We start from the raw sequence: 16,552 nt of genomic DNA on the forward strand, positions 1-16,552 counted from the left end.
TATTTCAGCATCCTTCCTGCAAAATAGACCCTGAAATAAATCCGATAGCTATCGCATCAGCATGACGAGCGCACTAATCAAGCAAGCTAAAATAAGTCCATAAAAAAAGCCTCCTATTGGAGGCTTTTTTTATGTTAAGGCAAGACTTCGGAAGTTTCTTTATTTTAAAAAGAATAAGTCAAGCCTCCGAAAATATTAAATCCGTTTACCTGATAGTACAGGTACCTGCTGTAATTGGTATTTAAGATGTTGTTTGCTTTGGCAAAAACAGAGAACTTTTTGTTGATGCGGTAATCTGCACCAAGACCTAAATCTACATAACCTTTAACCGTTTCAATAAGCTCTATGTTGGTGTTCGGAATTACATATTGTGAGGCAGGAACAGGAGCGCCGGTATATACTTTTGCTTTTACATCATCCTGAATCACTACACCTGCATTAAAGCTTAATTTTTTATTGAAGGTGTACATAAAGTTCGAGCTTACTTTTAAACCTGGTTTAAACCAAGAGTAGGTTTCAGAAGCTGGTTTCCAGTCATCAAGGTTCAATTTACCGGTCCACTTTAAAGCATCGCTCACCTGAATAGAGATTTCGCCTTCTAAACCTGTTAATTTCGTTTTACCGAAATCGTAAATCACATCAAACTTGTTAAAATCGGTAAAGTTGTTTACGAACAATGGCATATCATCAAACTGTTTTACATATACACGTGCTTTATAACCAAATCCCGGACCGCCAGTACCTTTAATACCCGCACTGAAACTTAATTTTTCTACTGTATTTTTAACCAGGATATTGCTGTTTAACCACGGGTTCTCGTCGGTAAAACCTTTTAAAGAGTTTCTGTTTACATCACCTTTAACTTCTCCGAAAACCTGTAAATAATCAGGGATCAGCGTAAAGTCGGCCGTAACAGCAGGGAATATTTTAGAGCTGCTGTACGCACCAAATTCCTGTACGAAGTTAATTCCGGCGGTAATTTTAGCGCCTTTCACCTGCAAACGGATATAGGGGTTTAAACGCAACAGGTTATTGCCAACACTGGTTAAGGCATCTTTGGTATTGCCAAACTCAGTTGATGCGGCTAAACCCAGGTTTAACGAATTAATGCGTTTGTTTACATAACCGTTTAAGCTCAGGTAGTTTTCTTTGGCACTAAACTTATCGTTCCAGATGTAGCCGTTGGCTTTTAAAGCGTAACTGAAAGCATCTTCATCTTCAGTAAAGTTTTTCACCAGCTCACCTTCCAGTTCAATGGTAGTTAAGGCTTGTTTGTCGGGGTTAGTGTTAAATGTTGGTCGGGTATCGTCTATACCATAAAAATAAGTACCATTACGCTCAAAATTAATACGGCCACTAACGGTGTTCTGATCTAAAATGCTACGGCCGAAAACACTTAACTGTTGGTTGCTGCTGTTTTGTTTGTTCAGCTTTCCTTCCTGACTAAAGTGTTTGAAATATCCACCTACCTGTAGGCCTTCATCTTTCCCGGTATTAAAATAAGCTTCGCCCAAAAGGGTGGCCAGCGAACCGAAGGCACCTTTTACATAATTGTTAACCAATATGCTTTCTTTTTCTTCGGCCAGGGCCTGTGCCTGCAGCTTTTGGATATCGCTGTTCAATTCCAGCTTTCTGTCCAGAATGCTATAGTTCAGTTTTGCTTTGTAAGTTTTAACGTCGTCTAAATTCGGACTTCTCCTCAGCTTTACCGCCTCTGCCAAAATCGGCTTATAAGGGCGGACAACTTCGATTTCTTCGTTTACAACTCCTTTTTCTTCAGTCTTTTTATCCTGCGCCTGTGCAGTCATTAATCCAGCAGCTAACAAAAACAGTGAACTATATATATATTTAATCGATTTCATAAGGCTACTTCTTCTGGTTTAGTTTTTCTAGTTTTTCTTTGGCTGTAGGGATGATGTCATCCTTGCCTTCGTAATTATCAATTATACTGAGAAGTGTGCTTTTCGCCTGTAAATTATCTTTAAGCGCCACATAGTTATCAGATAAAAGGATAAATGCTTTTGCTACCCAGTAATCGTAAGCGGCCATGTTGTTGATCAGGTCGAAACAGGTTTTAGATGAAGTTTTGAAATCACCTTTGTTGTATTCCAATAAAGCCAGATTGTATTTAGCTTCGGCTGCAGCAATGGTTTTTGTTTTGGCCACTACGTTTTTAAATTCTTTTATTGCAGTAGTGGTATCACCTTTTAACAGGTAAGCTTTACCCGAAAATAAACCCGAACTGTTTTTTTCCTCTTCCGAAGCTTTTTCAGATTCTTTGGTGAGTTGCGCATATTTAAGCATATCATCAGGCATGTTTAAAGCCGTGTAAGCCTTTAACAGGTTGTTGATGGCAAAACTATAGTGCGATTTGTAATCGGTAGTGGTTTCTAACCTTTTTAGGTAAACAATAGCCTCGTTATATTTCTTCTGATTTAAGAACAAGGTAGATATACTCACCAACGAGCGTTCGGTATAATCACTTGTCCAGTCGTTTAAGATAAACTCGTAATCAGGAATGGCTTCGTCCGGGCGACCTAATTTAACCAGCGATTCTGCCCTGATAAATTTGGCTTCCTTTTCGTGGTTCGCTTTAGGGAATTTATCGAAGTAAGCATTTACAGCCTGGAATGCGCCATTGGCATCACCTTTTAAATAGGTATTGTTTGCAGCAGCAAAAACGATATTGTCTTGCTCCGAGCCAGAGTAATTGCCAAGTGGGGTAGTAGCGGCATAAGTGATAAATCCATTTGCATCTCCACGGTCTACATAAATGTTCTTGATCGATTCCATGGCCTGTTTAGCTTCGTCGGCAGTAGGATAATCGCGGATTACTTTTTTGAATGATTCTAAAGCGGCATCATCCTGATCCTGGTTGTATTGAACCAAACCAATGGTTACCAAAGCTTTTGCCACATAACTACTGCGTGGATATTTGGCTACCAATGCCACAAGGTCTGATTTAGATTTATCGAAATCACCTTTGTTGAAATAGGTATAAGCGGTTTCGAAACCGGCATCATCGGCATAGTTCGAATTTGGAAAAGTATTCAGCAAGCTTTGCATCGTCGCAATTTTTGCATCGTACTGTGTTTCCAATCCCTGGATCATGCCTTTCTGGAAAGTGGCATAATCTTCTGAGGTGGTTTTGCGGCTGATGATCTTGTTATAATTCGCCATGGCATCACCATAACTTTTGTTTACAAAATATGAATCCGCTAAACGGATGGTGGCATCATCAATTGTTTTTTGGTCTTTATCATTGCCCGCTAAGAATTTTTCGAAGTAAGTAGCTGATTTGCTGTATTTCTCATCTTCGAAAGCTGCATAAGCCAGTGCATAGTTGGCAAAATTGTAAACACCTGTTTTATCGGCATCCGGCATTTTCAAGAATTGTTCAAAAGTGCTTACTGCTTCTCCGTACTTGCGCAGTTCGTACATCGATTCTGCTTTCCAGTAGGTATTTAAAGCATTGATCTCATTGTCTTCAGGATACTTTTCAGAACGTAAAAACATAGATAATGCATTAGGGAATGCCCTTTCATTATAAAACTCCAGCCCACGGAAATACGTTACCTTTTGGTAAGCTTCTTTAGCTTCGAGGTTTTTATCCGGAATAGGCTCCAGGATATCAACAGCTGCCTGATAGTTTTTGGTGGTTAATAAAACTTCACCCAATAAAGTTTTGGCTTCATTTATCTTACGCGATTTCGGGAAAGTTTTTAAGAAACCCTGCGTGGCTTCTAAAGCCTGCTGGTGGAATTCTAATTCGTAACTTAACTTGGCATAATTTAACCAGGCTTCTTCCTGGATGCCTTTATCGAAGCTTAAACGCGAAGCCCTGAAAAAGGCACTCTGCGCCTTTTGTTTATTGCCCAATTGAATAAAAGCTTTACCCAGGGTATGCATACCATTTTGCAGGTAAATATCGTCGGTATTCAGTTTTTCTAAAACCGCAACAGATTCTTTGTACTTTTTGTTCTGGAATAAAGAATAACCGTACTGGTAAATGAAAAGGTTATTTTTGGTTTCGCTTTTGTCTTTCGCATAATACTCGGCGAAATATTTCTCTGCATTTTTGAATTCAGATTTCGCGAAATAAGAGGCTGCAACCAAACTCAACATTTCTGGCTCAAACTGTTGTTTTGTTTTTTGAATAGAGGCCAAGGCGTAGCTGATTACATCATCATAACGCTCGTCCAGATAGTACATCGAAGTGATATAATAAGGATAACTGGCTTCGTAAGTAGGGGAGCCTTTTAACTTTTCGAAATTGGCTAATGCCGTTTTATACTCTTTGTTTAAGTAGTTGATATAAGCAAAGTAGTAAGTGGCGCTTTCCTGAAAATCGCCTTCCTCTTTTTTAACTTTCTCGAATAAAGGCTCTGCTTTGTCGTATTCTTTTAGTTCGAAATAAGCATATCCCTGTTTAAACTGATATTCGTTTCTTTGTTTGCCCGAAAGGGTAGAAGGATCTGTTTTTTCGAACCACTCTAAAGCTTTTTTATAGTTTTTCTGGTTGAAATAAGTTTTTCCAACATAGAAATAAGCCAGTTTGGTGTTCGGGTTTAACGGATAATCACGAATAAATGCCTGGAATAAACTTTCGGCATCGGCATTGGTTAATTCTAGTGCGCAAACAGCGGCATAGAATTTCGCATTCTCTTTTAGTAAAGACAATTCGGCATTACTCTCCGTTTGGGTAGAAGGTTTATAACGTTGCAGCTCAACAAGTTTAAACTGTTGTGCAGCCGCAGTGTATTTCTCTTTGTCTAATAATTCTAAGCCCGTTTGATAGTTTTTGTTGAGGTTCTGCACAGCGCTAACTTGGGCGTAGGTGCTAAAACTTCCAGCTAAAAATAGCGGAATTAGTAAGTATTTTTTCTGCATTGGTTTCAAATATGGTTGGTACTAAATTATAAATAGTATCAAAGCTTATCAACAGAAGTAATTAACATCTGTTAATAACACAAATTAACGATAGGATTTTTGCTTTGGTATTAAGGGGGGAACGAATGTGGAAAAAAGGCAGATTGGTTAACTGGTTAATTGTTTAAATCGGTTAACTGTATTGTTGTAATTGTTAAAGATTGTTACATTGCCAACTGTCATTATAAAATCTTGAAGTACATGAAGCAATTAACCAATAAAGCTGAAGACTCTGGACTGAGGACTCAAGACTATAGACTTGGGACTTCAGACTCCCAACTCCAATCTCTCCACTCCAAACTAACCTACCCCTGGCTAGCCAACAGATACAGCACGGCCATTCGCACGGCAACACCATTTTCTACCTGTTCTAGAATGATCGATTGTTTGCTGTCGGCCACATCACTGGTAATCTCCACGCCACGGTTAATTGGCCCTGGGTGCATCACAATGATTTCTTTATCGAGGTTGTCTAAAATCTGTTTATTTAAGCCATACATCATGGCATATTCCCTTAGCGACGGGAAATATTTAATGTCCTGACGTTCCAGTTGGATACGCAGCATATTGGCTACGTCGCACCAGTTTAAGGCTTTAATTAAGTTATGCTCTACCTTTACCCCCAATTGATGGATGTGTTTTGGGATTAAGGTGGTTGGGCCGCAAACCATTACCTCAGCACCTAAACGCTGCAGGCAAAGAATGTTGGAGATGGCTACACGTGAGTGTAAGATGTCGCCAACGATCACCACTTTTTTGCCAGCTACATCGCCCAGTTTCTGGCGGATCGAGAAAGCATCAAGCAAAGCTTGTGTGGGGTGTTCGTGTGCACCGTCGCCAGCATTAACAATCTGCGCTTTTACATGTTTACTTAAAAACTGACCAGCTCCGGCATATGGGTGGCGCATCACCACCATATCAACTTTCATTGACAGGATGTTGTTTACCGTGTCAATCAGCGTTTCGCCTTTGCTTACCGAAGAGGATGAAGCTGCAAAATTAACGACATCTGCCGACAGTCTTTTTTCGGCAAGTTCGAACGAAAGTTTGGTACGGGTAGAGTTTTCGAAGAAAATATTGGCAATGGTAATATCTCGGAGCGACGGAACCTTTTTAATCGGGCGGTTAATCACTTCCTTGAAATTATCTGCAGTTTCGAAAATCAATTCTATATCATTCCGGTTAATATCTTTAATGCCTAAAAGATGTCGGGTTGATAGTTTTTCTGCTGCCATTTTTATTTATTGTTTTTATCTGTTTATTATATTATTTTAATTGTCAGATAGCGCTTCCATGCCAAAATAATTCTTTTGGAAGGTATCTACGCTCATTTTGGCAAGGGTGGTTCTGATATTAAAATCACTTTGTCTTCACTTCCTTCACTCGCCCAGGTTACTTTTACCTGTTGTGAGTTTAAGCTATCTACCTGATGCCCAATATAATCGGGTTCGATAGGTAAATGCCTGCTAAACCTGCGGTCTATCAAAACCAAAAGTTCCACTTTCTCCGGACGGCCATATGCAAGTAAGGCATCTAGTGCTGCCCTGATGGTTCTGCCGGTCCAAAGTACATCATCAATTAAGATTACTTTTTTGCCTTCGATAATAAAATCGATCGAGTTGCTGCTTGCTGTAACCAATCCGTCTTTACGTCGAAAATCGTCCCTAAAAAAGGTAATATCCAGGTTTCCCTTTAAAATTTTCTTGTTTTTAAGAATCTGCTCGAGTTCCTGGTGGATACGGTCTGCCAAAAAAATACCCCTTGGCTGGATGCCAATTAAAACGGTATTCGCGAAATCGTCGTGGTTTTCAATTAATTGATGGCAGAGCCTCTTAATTGTAATCTGAATTTTTTGTCCGTCAAGAAGTGTTTTCTTTTGCATTGAAGAAGGATTGGGCAAATATATAAAAATGTTTTAAGGTAGGAAAGTGCTATGTGGATTGTTTTAGGGTTTGATAGCTAAATTGTTCTATTCCAATGTTTAAAAATCGATTTAATTATTTTAAGATGATTTGGAAGGCAAGCTCAGTTTTTTATCTTAACGTTAGTCCGGCTGTACACTGTAGTCCCGGTTTTCATCCGATAGCTCGGATCGGGAGCTGCCGTTTCCATCCGGTTTAGGTGGCCGGTTTCTGTAACTATTAAAGGTTTAAAACCCACCGTGTCAACCTTTCTGGTCCAATTCGATTAGTTCCAGGATTTTATCATTAATCAATTTTGTAATCGTATTCTTTCCATCACCGATTAACTTTCCATCTACCTGGTTAACCGGAAAGGCATTTTTGGTAGAGCTACTGATGAAAGCTTCTTGGGCATGGTAAACTTCATCCAATGTAAAATCTCTTTCCACAAAGGTGTAGTTTGGAATATCAAGACTCAAAATTTTACCTCTCGTAATACCTTTCAATATTTCATCTTTCGCGGTGATAATTTCGTTTTCTGTGATGATGAAAAAATTCGCCCTGGGGCATTCCCTTACCTTGCCATTGTTGTGGTAAAGCAAATCATCGGCACCGTTTTCCTTTACGAATTTTTGCAAACGGATGGCCTGTAAATAATCAATCGTTTTTACCTGCGGAATTTGCCGCTGGTGGTTATAACTCACTAAGGTTAGTGCTTTGCTCGTTTCACTTTCGATAATATTTAAGGGCGTTTGTATAATAATCAGGTTTGGTTTTACCATGGTGTAACCATCCTCAGAAAAACCACCTGTTAGGATGATCTTGATACCCGAATTTGGGATGTTGTTTTTTTCGATCAGTTTAAGAATGGCCTCATGAAGTTGTTCCCTGCTGAGTTCAACTTCCAAATGCATTTCTCTGGCCGAGCTATAAAAACGGTGGAAATAATCCTGGATAAAAATAGGTTTATGATTGATGGTTTTCAGAAAATCGAAAATTCCATAACCTCTTTGGATAGACAGGTCGGTTACCGAAATTTGGGCGTCTTTCTGTAAAAACAGCTCATTGTTGATTGAAATGTACATGCTTATTAAGCTTTATTAACCAAAAGCTAATGTACAGGATTATCTTTTTTATCGCCAATAAAGCGGTTAAATAAATTGGAATAATACATAACACTGATTTTTATTGCTGCTGTAATGGCTAACTTTATGCTATGGCCCAACCTTTAATTTTTTTTGATGGCATTTGTAATTTGTGTAATGCATCGGTGCAGTTTGTGATAGAACATGATATGAAAAATCAGTTCCATTTTACGGCTTTACAGGGAGATTATGCCAAAGAAATCCTACCAAAATTTAACGCCGACCCAAAGCAGTTAAATACCATTTTGTTGTTGGAAGAGGATAAGCTTTATACCAAATCATCTGCGGCATTAAGGATCGCTAAAAAACTCAATGGATTAATCCCGGTACTTTCTGTTTTTCTGATTGTTCCCAAGTTTATCCGGGATTGGTTTTACGATATCATTGCCAAAAACCGTTACCGCTGGTGGGGAAAAGAGGAGAGCTGCTGGCTACCCACACCCGAGCTAAAAAGTAAGTTTATTGCTTAGTTTTGCTGATCGTTTTTCTTTCTGCCTGGCGACCAAAGCCAAAGCGAAAGGATGATTAAAGGAATACTGATACTTAAGGCAATTACAATCATAATGGCTTTTTGTTTCACCATATCCGGCTCAGTAGAAATAAATATGTATACCGTTTCTTTAATGGCAAATAAAGTGATGATGGTAGAAAGGACGGCAAATAGTTTACGCATGATTTTATTTTGAATGCAAAGATTGCATTTATTTTTAAAAACAGGGAATTGCGAGACAAATTTCCAATAACAGCTTACAAAGTAATGTTTGTCATTTCGATCCGATAGCTATCGGATGAAGTGCAAAGAACTCGGGAACCAAGATTGCTCCGCGAAGCTAAATCTATCGAGATAGATCTCTCCCCGCCTGTACGGGCAGGCATTTCACTGCGTACCAGTCGAGGACGATTTATTATAGAATATATAAACAAAAAAGGTCAGCTGGATTGCTCCAAACTGACCTCTGTTTAAACCAAATAAACAACAATTACTCTGCAATTTGTACAGGAGTTAAATTCTTCAATTCTTCTTCCGTGAATAATCGATAATGTATTTTGAATGTTTTTTGTAGCGGAGTTTCCAATGAAAAGCCACCCACGCCAAATCCATCCAGTACATCTAGCGTAAAGTGCGAAAATTTCCAGTATTCGAACAGATCTCTGTCTACCCAAAACTCACAGCCTTCTACTTCACCTAAACAAACATCGCGCATGCGCAGGTAATAACCTCCTTTTTCGAAACATTGTGGCTGAGTGCCTTCGCAACAGCCACCGGCCTGGTAGAACATGAGTTCTCCGTGTTTTTCTTTCAGTACTGCAATGAGTTCTTTGGCTTTTTCTGTACTGTTTATTCGTTCTACCATGATTATTTATTGTTGATGGTTAATCGTCTAATGGTTGATAGCGATGGTGCCTATCGCATGTCTTTTTATAGCTTGCTAAGCTACTGCGATAAAACGACGAGTATTCAACTAACAAGCCCGTAACTATGATCTACTAAAAGAAACCCAATTTATTTTTATCATAAGAAATTAGCATGTTTTTAGTCTGGCGGTAATGCCCCAACATCATTTTATGGTTTTCTCTACCCACCCCCGACTGTTTGTAACCTCCAAAAGGTGCACCTGCAGGGTAAGCGTGGTATTGGTTTACCCAAACACGGCCTGCCTGAATGGCTCTGGGCACCTGATAAAGCTCATGGGCATCACGTGTCCATACACCTGCGCCTAATCCGTATAAAGTATCATTTGCAATTTCGATGGCTTCTTCAACAGTTTTAAAGGTGGTAACGGCCAACACCGGACCGAAAATTTCCTCCTGGAAAATCCTCATTTTGTTGTGGCCTTTAAAGATGGTTGGTTTAATGTAATAACCGCCGCCCAATTCACCCGGTAATTCATTTACTTCGCCACCGGTTAAAACTTCTGCACCTTCTTCCTTGCCCAGCTTAATATATTGTGCGATTTTCTCAAACTGAATTTTAGAAGCCTGTGCACCCATCATCACTGTTCTATCCAATGGACTGCCGATTTTGATGGCCTCCGTTCTTTCGATCACTTTGGCGATAAATTTTTCATAAATATCTTCCTGGATCAACAAACGTGAAGGACAGGTACAAATTTCGCCCTGGTTTAAAGCAAACATGACTGCACCTTCAACAGCTTTATCTAGAAAAGCATCATCTTCGGCCATTACCGAGCTGAAGAAAACGTTTGGCGATTTTCCGCCAAGTTCCAGCGTAACAGGAATTATATTTTCAGTAGCATATTGCATAATCAATCGGCCAGTAGGGGTAGAACCTGTAAATGCAGCCTTCGATACTTTAGGATTGGTAACCAATGCACGTCCCAGTTCAGCACCAAATCCGTTTACCACATTTACCACTCCAGGAGGCAACAAATCGCCAATCAGTTCCATTAAAACCATAATCGAAATGGGTGTGCTTTCAGCTGGTTTTAACACCACACAGTTTCCGGCTGCCAGGGCAGGAGCCAATTTCCATATCCCCATTAATAATGGGAAATTCCAGGGAATAATTTGTGCCACTACACCAATCGGCTCGTGTACGATTAACGAAATGGTATTGTGATCGAGTTCTGATAACGAACCTTCTTCAGCGCGTATCACGCCTGCAAAATACCTGAAATGGTCTACACCCAAAGGTAAATCGGCAGCCAGGGTTTCCCTAACGGCTTTTCCGTTATCAATGGTTTCTACTGTGGCCAGGTATTCCAAATTGTCTTCCATCCGCTGTGCAATCTTATTTAAAATGATGCTTCTTTCGGTAGAAGAGGTTTTGCTCCAGCTTTTAAATGCCTCGTGTGCGGCATCTACAGCTAATTCTAAATCTTCCTTGGTGGAGTGGGCTGCTTTGGTAAAAACTTTACCATCAATCGGCGATATATTATCGAAGTAAGCGCCTTTAACCGGTGCTACAAATTTTCCCCCGATATAGTTATCGTAATGGGATTTGAATGATGGTTTCTCAATTAAATTTTCCATAATTATTATTGATGATTAAATTTTAAAAGCCATCATGAGCTTATTGGGGTCCAGGATTTTAACGGAATTGCTCATAACGATTTTTGTGGTGATCAGATTTGGTTAATACAAACCTAATGGCAAACTGCATGGCGCAGGTAGTATAATCGCATCAATTGGTAGCACTATTGTTTCAGCTGATGTTGCATAGTGTTGTTGCAATGACCTTTATTTGTGTTAGTGGCGATTAGCACATTTAGGTGGTATAATAGATGTTTTTAATGACGTTATAACAAGATGAATTAATTATATTTGAGAGTATTAATACGTCTAACCATATCTTTTCGGTTTATGCAACATACATTGGATCAGGTAAAGCTCAGTGCTTCGGAAACGTTGCAGACTTTGGTAGAGAACAGAACGTCGTATACCTTGGAGCGTTGCGAACTAAATGTTTTCGAAACGTATACCCAATCTTATAAGGTTCCCCTTACTTTTAACGATTTTGTAATTACGAGTATGCTCAGGGGGAAAAAGGTAATGCATTTATTTGATAAGAAAGGTTTTGACTATTTTCCCGGCCAAACGGTTATTGTTCCGCCTGCCGTGAAGATGGAGATTGATTTTCCCGAGGCTACCGGTCTCAATCCTACCCAGTGTATTGCCCTGGCTATCGATCAGGAGCAGATCCAAAAAACAATTGCCTATTTAAACGAGTTTTTCCCAAAGGAGGGAAGTAACGAAAAGTGGTTGTTAAATTATGATGAATATCATTTTTATAACAACGAAGAAATTGCCTACCTCATTAATAAAGTTATCCGCATCTGTTCCGAACGGACAAAAGAAAAAGATGTGCTGGCCGATTTAACGCTGAAAGAGCTCTTGGTGCGCATTATGCAAACCCAGAACCTTAAAACAATTAGCGACGAGGGCTATAACCTCAATCAAAATCCATTGGCTTTCGTGCTGAACTACATTAAGGCGAACCTGAACGAGAAGATCAGCATCAACAGTTTGAGCGATAAGGCCTGTATGAGCAAGGCGACGTTTTACAGGTTGTTTAAACGCGAACTGGGCATCAGTCCGAACGATTTTATATTGACAGAAAAAATAAATAAAGCCAAAATTTTACTGGTGCAGCCCGGAGCCAAAGTTGCTTCAATCAGTTATGAATTGGGTTTTAGCGATGCCAATTACTTTATCAGGGCTTTTAAAAAGATTGTGGGCATAACACCGGGTGCTTATCAAATCCAGGTGGCAAAACAATTGATCCACTAATTCTCCAGATACCGTTTAGAATAGGTAATGCCCATTAAATCATATCGTTTAAACTGTGTTTTAAGTCTTTTCTGAAAATCAGGATAATTGCGTTTTTCTTTCGGGCTCCATAAAATTTCGCTCAGAGCATCTAATCTTGGAAATAATAGATATTGCACCTTCGCCGGATTGGTTATGTACTCGCTCCACAAACAACCTTGTCCGCCCCATATGCATTTTGCCTGTTCGGCAGTTAATTCAGCCGGTATCGGCTCATAATTGTATACATCAATTAAAGGTGAAAATTTGTTGGCCGTTAAGCTATCTTCTTTTACGAATTGAGCGTGATTGAAATACATTTTATTTTCAGGGGTCATAATGGCTTTGTGCTGCTGTTTGGCGGCTTCGACGCCACCTTTTTCACCCTGCCAGCTCATTACCACAGCATTTGGAGCCAAGCCGCCCTGTAAAATTTCATTCCAGCCAATAATGGTTTTGCCTTTGCTGTTTACAAATTTTTCCATTCTACGGATAAAATAACTCTGCAGTTCACTTTCGTTTTTTAAACCATTATCCTTCATTATCTGTTGCGAAACTGACGATTGTTTCCACCATACCTTAGAAGCCTCATCGCCTCCAATGTGGATATATGGCGATGGAAACAGGTCCATCACTTCTGTTAGCACATTTTCCAGGAATTTAAAAGTTGTATCAGAAGCCTGAAGTACATTGTTATATTTGTTCATCATCCCCCAGGTTTGGGCAACTTCATATTTTGTATTGGGCTCAGTACCCAATTCGGGATAGGCCGCCAATAAGGCCATGCTATGTGCCGGCATTTCAATTTCCGGAATGATGGTAATATACCGTTTAGCCGCATAATCGATTACATCCTTAATCTGCTCCTGGGTATAATATCCGCCATGTTTAATGCCATCGGTTTTAATCACAGCATCTTTTGGTGTGATTTTTACTGTTGTAGGCAAAACCTGGTATTTTATATTCTCGTTTCCTTGTCCCGGCCATAAACCGATAATGCTTCCCTCGCGCCAGGCGCCAATTTCAGTAAGCTTAGGGTATTTTTTGATTTCAATCCGCCAGCCGTGGTCATCCGTTAAATGCCAGTGAAAATAATTCATTTTATGCAGCGCCAAATAATCAATGTACTGTTTTATAAAGGTTACGTCAAAAAAATGACGGCTTACATCCAAATGCATACCACGGTAATCGAAACGGGGATAATCGGTAATGGAAACAGCTGGAATCTGGATCGGGAGGGCTTTATTTGAATAGGATAAAAGCTGGATAAGGGTCTGTATGCCATAAAAAATGCCCTTTGATGATGAAGCAATAATCTGGATCTGTTTGTTATCTGCAATAAGTTCGTATCGATCTGGATTTGCTGTTTTAACGTTATTTACCACCAGCTTGATCACATTACTTTTTTTGTTTAAAGTGCTATCCCTATTTATGGTAACTCCGTAATACTTTGAAAGGTAATCCTTGAAAAAAGAGATACTATTGATCAAAGAATCTGCGGCAACAATCTGTGTATTTTGATCTATTGTAAAAGGAGCTGATTTCTGTTTTATTTCAAGCTTAACAGGAAGGGGAATTAAATTTACTTCCTGTGCTGCAAGTTTGATGGAAATAATTGTTAAAAACAAAAGGATAATTTTTCTCATACTGAAAAGGGTAGGGTTATGCTTTTCAAAAGTAATAATTATAGACGGATGAAAGCAGAAGGTTTGGTAGGACGAATTACTTTGTTACATAAACCCGATAGGATGGATGCCGTTTTTCACGGCAGAAAGTATAGCGGGGCTGTACTTGCCGACGAGTGCTTGCTTTCGTTTTCAAATTATTATTTACCATATAAGGCATTTAAGAGAATATAAGTTCAGGTTGGAAATTTCCTCTCTGATAAAAAGAAAAGCGAAAAAGATTGCCTGCCCGTTGCAGGCGGGCTTCGGCTCGCTCAATCCCAGCCTCGCAATGACGATTCATGGAGGAGATCCATGCACCCCGTGTTTCCGTAGCTGTAATATTGATGAACGGTTGCTTTAATTTCACAAAAAAGATTAACCATTTAAACGCAAAATCTAAGATAGGGTTAAAAGCACTTCCTTAATTGTCCTCTCTTCAAGGAGAAGGAGGCACAGAATACCAAAAACCTCTACCTTTAATAGGGAGAGGTGCAAAAAAAATCCCGATAACTTACGCTATCGGGATTAATATGATCAGTTAAAAAGAACTAGCCTTTTTTAGCTTTGCTTTCTTCGCCTTCTAATTGCGATTTCAATTGAGCCAATACGTCTAAGTCTCCTAAAGTAGATTTCTCTACAGAATCTTTAACTTTTTTAACAGCAGTTACAGCAGCTTTAGCTTCTTTTTTCTTAGTTGCGCGTTCTTCTGCAACAGCTTCAGCTTTAACCTCTTCCCAGATACGGGCGTGAGATACTACAATGCGTTTTGCTTCTTTGTTGAATTCAATGATTTTGAAGTCATTTGTTTCTTCAGCTTTAACTGAAGTACCATCTTCTTTAACCATGTGTTTAGTTGGTACGAAACCTTCTACACCATATGGTAAAGCAATAACAGCACCTTTATCAGTTACTTTAACAACTGTTCCCTGGTGAACCGAATCTAAAGTGAAGATCGTTTCGAAAGTATCCCAAGGGTTTTCTTCCAATTGTTTGTGACCTAAGCTTAATTTACGGTTATCAACATCAAGTTCTAAAACAACCACGTCTAATACATCACCTACTTTAGTGAATTCGTTAGGGTGGTTTACTTTTTTAGACCATGAAAGATCAGAGATGTGGATTAAACCATCAATACCTTCTTCAATCTCAACAAACACGCCAAAGTTGGTCATGTTTTTAACAGTAGCGGTGTGCTTGCTTCCAACTGGGAATTTAGCAGCAACTTCTTGCCATGGATCGTTAGATAATTGTTTAATACCTAAGCTCATTTTGCGTTCGTCTCTGTCTAAAGTTAAAACTTCAGCTTCGATCTCATCACCAACTTTTAAGAATTCTTGTGGATTTCTTAAGTTTTGCGACCAGCTCATTTCAGAAACGTGGATTAAACCTTCAACACCTGGGATGATTTCTAAGAAAGCACCGTAATCTGCAACAGTTACGATTTTTCCTTTTACTTTAGAACCAACCTGGATGTCGGTGCTTAAGTTCTCCCAAGGGTGTGGAGTTAATTGTTTTAAACCTAAAGCGATACGTTTTTTCTCATCATCGAAATCTAAAACAACAACGTTGATTTTCTCATCTAATGACAATACTTCTTTTGGATGCTCTATGCGGCCCCAAGAAATATCAGTAATGTGAAGTAAACCGTCAACACCACCTAAATCGATGAACACACCGAAATCAGTAATGTTTTTAACAGTACCTTCTAGTACCTGACCTTTTTCTAATTTAGAAACGATCTCTACTTTTTGGCTTTCTAAATCGTCTTCGATTAACACTTTATGAGAAACAACTACGTTTTTAAACTCATGGTTAATTTTAACAACTTTAAATTCCATTGTTTTACCCACGTATACATCGTAATCGCGGATTGGTTTAATATCAATTTGAGATCCTGGTAAGAAAGCTTCAACGCCCATGATATCAACAATTAAACCACCTTTAGTACGGCTCTTAACGAAACCGTTGATGATTCTATCATTTTCAAGAGCCTCGTTAATCGCTTCCCATGATCTTTGGGTTTTTGCTCTTTTGCGAGAAAGGATCAATTGACCGTTAGCATCTTCTGGTGCTTCAACGAAAACGTCAACTGAATCGCCGATTTTTAGATCTGGTGTATCACGAAATTCTGAAGTAGAAACTAAACCGTCTGATTTGAAACCTACGTTTAATACTACGTCTTTGTTGTTGATTGAAACAACAATACCGCTGATGATCTCACCTTTAGTGATCTGATTGAATGTTCCAGCATACATATCTTCAAACTTTTTACGGTCTGCATCATTGTAATTACCGAAAACTTTTTCATCTGCATCCCAGTCGAAATCTTCGGTTGGTGTTGCTAATGATGATTTGATCGATTCGATCGAAACTGAATCAGCTTCTGATTCAATCGTTTCTTTTTCAGTCAGGCGTCCGCCTTCTCCCTGAAGTTCAGCTGTTTTAGCTGCTAATTCTTTTTCTGCTACTTGTTTTTTAGCCATTAATTAATTATCTCCTTTTTTCCCTATTTAGGGACTGCAAAGGTAAAAATTTTTTAATTAATAGAAAAGATTTTTTTAATAAATCTTGCTGATTTTTAGCTCTTTATAATTCCGCTCCCTTGGAGGGGTGCCTGAAAGGCGGGGTGGTTATTTAATTT

General features: G+C 39.1%; 12 protein-coding genes. 2 read left to right on the forward strand and 10 right to left on the reverse strand.

The genetic code is table 11. From position 1 onward, the window contains the following. Positions 1 to 164 precede the first annotated feature (164 nt). The 5 genes from R2S57_RS16060 to R2S57_RS16080 form a co-directional block, all read right to left on the reverse strand. Positions 165 to 1,862 (reverse strand): TonB-dependent receptor, encoded by a 1,698-nt coding sequence (locus R2S57_RS16060; protein WP_316845976.1) that lies wholly within the window; start codon positions 1,860 to 1,862, stop codon positions 165 to 167. A gap of 4 nt (positions 1,863 to 1,866) precedes the next feature. Next, positions 1,867 to 4,890, reverse strand: coding sequence for a tetratricopeptide repeat protein (locus R2S57_RS16065; protein ID WP_316845977.1), 3,024 nt, complete (start codon positions 4,888 to 4,890; stop codon positions 1,867 to 1,869). A 344-nt stretch (positions 4,891 to 5,234) separates the two neighbouring features. Beyond that, positions 5,235 to 6,164 (reverse strand): aspartate carbamoyltransferase catalytic subunit, encoded by a 930-nt coding sequence (locus R2S57_RS16070; RefSeq protein ID WP_029279355.1) that lies wholly within the window; start codon positions 6,162 to 6,164, stop codon positions 5,235 to 5,237. A gap of 92 nt (positions 6,165 to 6,256) precedes the next feature. Continuing rightward, entirely contained in the window at positions 6,257 to 6,811 is a 555-nt protein-coding gene (gene pyrR, locus R2S57_RS16075) for a bifunctional pyr operon transcriptional regulator/uracil phosphoribosyltransferase PyrR (RefSeq protein WP_316845978.1), read from the reverse strand. A gap of 282 nt (positions 6,812 to 7,093) precedes the next feature. After that, positions 7,094 to 7,915 (reverse strand): aminotransferase class IV, encoded by an 822-nt coding sequence (locus R2S57_RS16080; protein ID WP_316845979.1) that lies wholly within the window; start codon positions 7,913 to 7,915, stop codon positions 7,094 to 7,096. A 131-nt stretch (positions 7,916 to 8,046) separates the two neighbouring features. On the opposite strand from R2S57_RS16080, the gene R2S57_RS16085 reads away from it, so the two are divergent. After that, on the forward strand, positions 8,047 to 8,445 hold the full coding sequence (locus tag R2S57_RS16085) for a DUF393 domain-containing protein (protein WP_316845980.1): 399 nt from the start codon (positions 8,047 to 8,049) through the stop codon (positions 8,443 to 8,445). Here R2S57_RS16085 and R2S57_RS16090 read toward each other — a convergent pair. From R2S57_RS16090 to R2S57_RS16100, 3 genes are all read right to left on the reverse strand, one after another. Beyond that, entirely contained in the window at positions 8,442 to 8,648 is a 207-nt protein-coding gene (locus R2S57_RS16090) for a hypothetical protein (RefSeq protein ID WP_316845981.1), read from the reverse strand. The genes R2S57_RS16085 and R2S57_RS16090 overlap by 4 nt on opposite strands. 307 nt (positions 8,649 to 8,955) lie before the next feature. Then, complete coding sequence (locus tag R2S57_RS16095) at positions 8,956 to 9,330, reverse strand: DUF779 domain-containing protein (RefSeq protein WP_316845982.1); 375 nt, start codon at positions 9,328 to 9,330, stop codon at positions 8,956 to 8,958. Positions 9,331 to 9,463: 133 nt separating this feature from the next. Next, positions 9,464 to 10,969 carry an aldehyde dehydrogenase family protein gene (locus R2S57_RS16100; protein WP_316845983.1) on the reverse strand — a complete coding sequence of 502 codons (1,506 nt, stop codon included), beginning with the start codon at positions 10,967 to 10,969 and terminating at the stop codon, positions 9,464 to 9,466. 330 nt (positions 10,970 to 11,299) lie between these two features. Here R2S57_RS16100 and R2S57_RS16105 point away from each other — a divergent pair, with 330 nt between their 5' ends. Next, positions 11,300 to 12,226, forward strand: a complete 927-nt coding sequence (locus tag R2S57_RS16105; protein WP_316845984.1) for an AraC family transcriptional regulator — start codon at positions 11,300 to 11,302, stop codon at positions 12,224 to 12,226. Here R2S57_RS16105 and R2S57_RS16110 read toward each other — a convergent pair. After that, positions 12,223 to 13,890 (reverse strand): beta-N-acetylhexosaminidase, encoded by a 1,668-nt coding sequence (locus tag R2S57_RS16110; protein WP_316845985.1) that lies wholly within the window; start codon positions 13,888 to 13,890, stop codon positions 12,223 to 12,225. The genes R2S57_RS16105 and R2S57_RS16110 overlap by 4 nt on opposite strands. Before the next feature lie 569 nt (positions 13,891 to 14,459). Next, positions 14,460 to 16,394 carry a 30S ribosomal protein S1 gene (gene rpsA / locus R2S57_RS16115; protein WP_131534443.1) on the reverse strand — a complete coding sequence of 645 codons (1,935 nt, stop codon included), beginning with the start codon at positions 16,392 to 16,394 and terminating at the stop codon, positions 14,460 to 14,462. Positions 16,395 to 16,552: the final 158 nt, after the last annotated feature.

Source organism: Pedobacter psychrodurus, assembly GCF_032678585.1.
Taxonomy (GTDB): Bacteria; Bacteroidota; Bacteroidia; order Sphingobacteriales; family Sphingobacteriaceae; genus Pedobacter; species Pedobacter psychrodurus_A.

Coding starts and splice junctions, on each gene's coding strand:
- R2S57_RS16060 (WP_316845976.1), bottom strand. CDS start 1,862: ATGAAATCGATTAAATATATATATAGTTCACTGTTTTTGTTAGCTGCT.
- R2S57_RS16065 (WP_316845977.1), bottom strand. CDS start 4,890: ATGCAGAAAAAATACTTACTAATTCCGCTATTTTTAGCTGGAAGTTTT.
- R2S57_RS16070 (WP_029279355.1), bottom strand. CDS start 6,164: ATGGCAGCAGAAAAACTATCAACCCGACATCTTTTAGGCATTAAAGAT.
- pyrR (WP_316845978.1), bottom strand. CDS start 6,811: ATGCAAAAGAAAACACTTCTTGACGGACAAAAAATTCAGATTACAATT.
- R2S57_RS16080 (WP_316845979.1), bottom strand. CDS start 7,915: ATGTACATTTCAATCAACAATGAGCTGTTTTTACAGAAAGACGCCCAA.
- R2S57_RS16085 (WP_316845980.1), top strand. CDS start 8,047: ATGGCCCAACCTTTAATTTTTTTTGATGGCATTTGTAATTTGTGTAAT.
- R2S57_RS16090 (WP_316845981.1), bottom strand. CDS start 8,648: ATGCGTAAACTATTTGCCGTCCTTTCTACCATCATCACTTTATTTGCC.
- R2S57_RS16095 (WP_316845982.1), bottom strand. CDS start 9,330: ATGGTAGAACGAATAAACAGTACAGAAAAAGCCAAAGAACTCATTGCA.
- R2S57_RS16100 (WP_316845983.1), bottom strand. CDS start 10,969: ATGGAAAATTTAATTGAGAAACCATCATTCAAATCCCATTACGATAAC.
- R2S57_RS16105 (WP_316845984.1), top strand. CDS start 11,300: ATGCAACATACATTGGATCAGGTAAAGCTCAGTGCTTCGGAAACGTTG.
- R2S57_RS16110 (WP_316845985.1), bottom strand. CDS start 13,890: ATGAGAAAAATTATCCTTTTGTTTTTAACAATTATTTCCATCAAACTT.
- rpsA (WP_131534443.1), bottom strand. CDS start 16,394: ATGGCTAAAAAACAAGTAGCAGAAAAAGAATTAGCAGCTAAAACAGCT.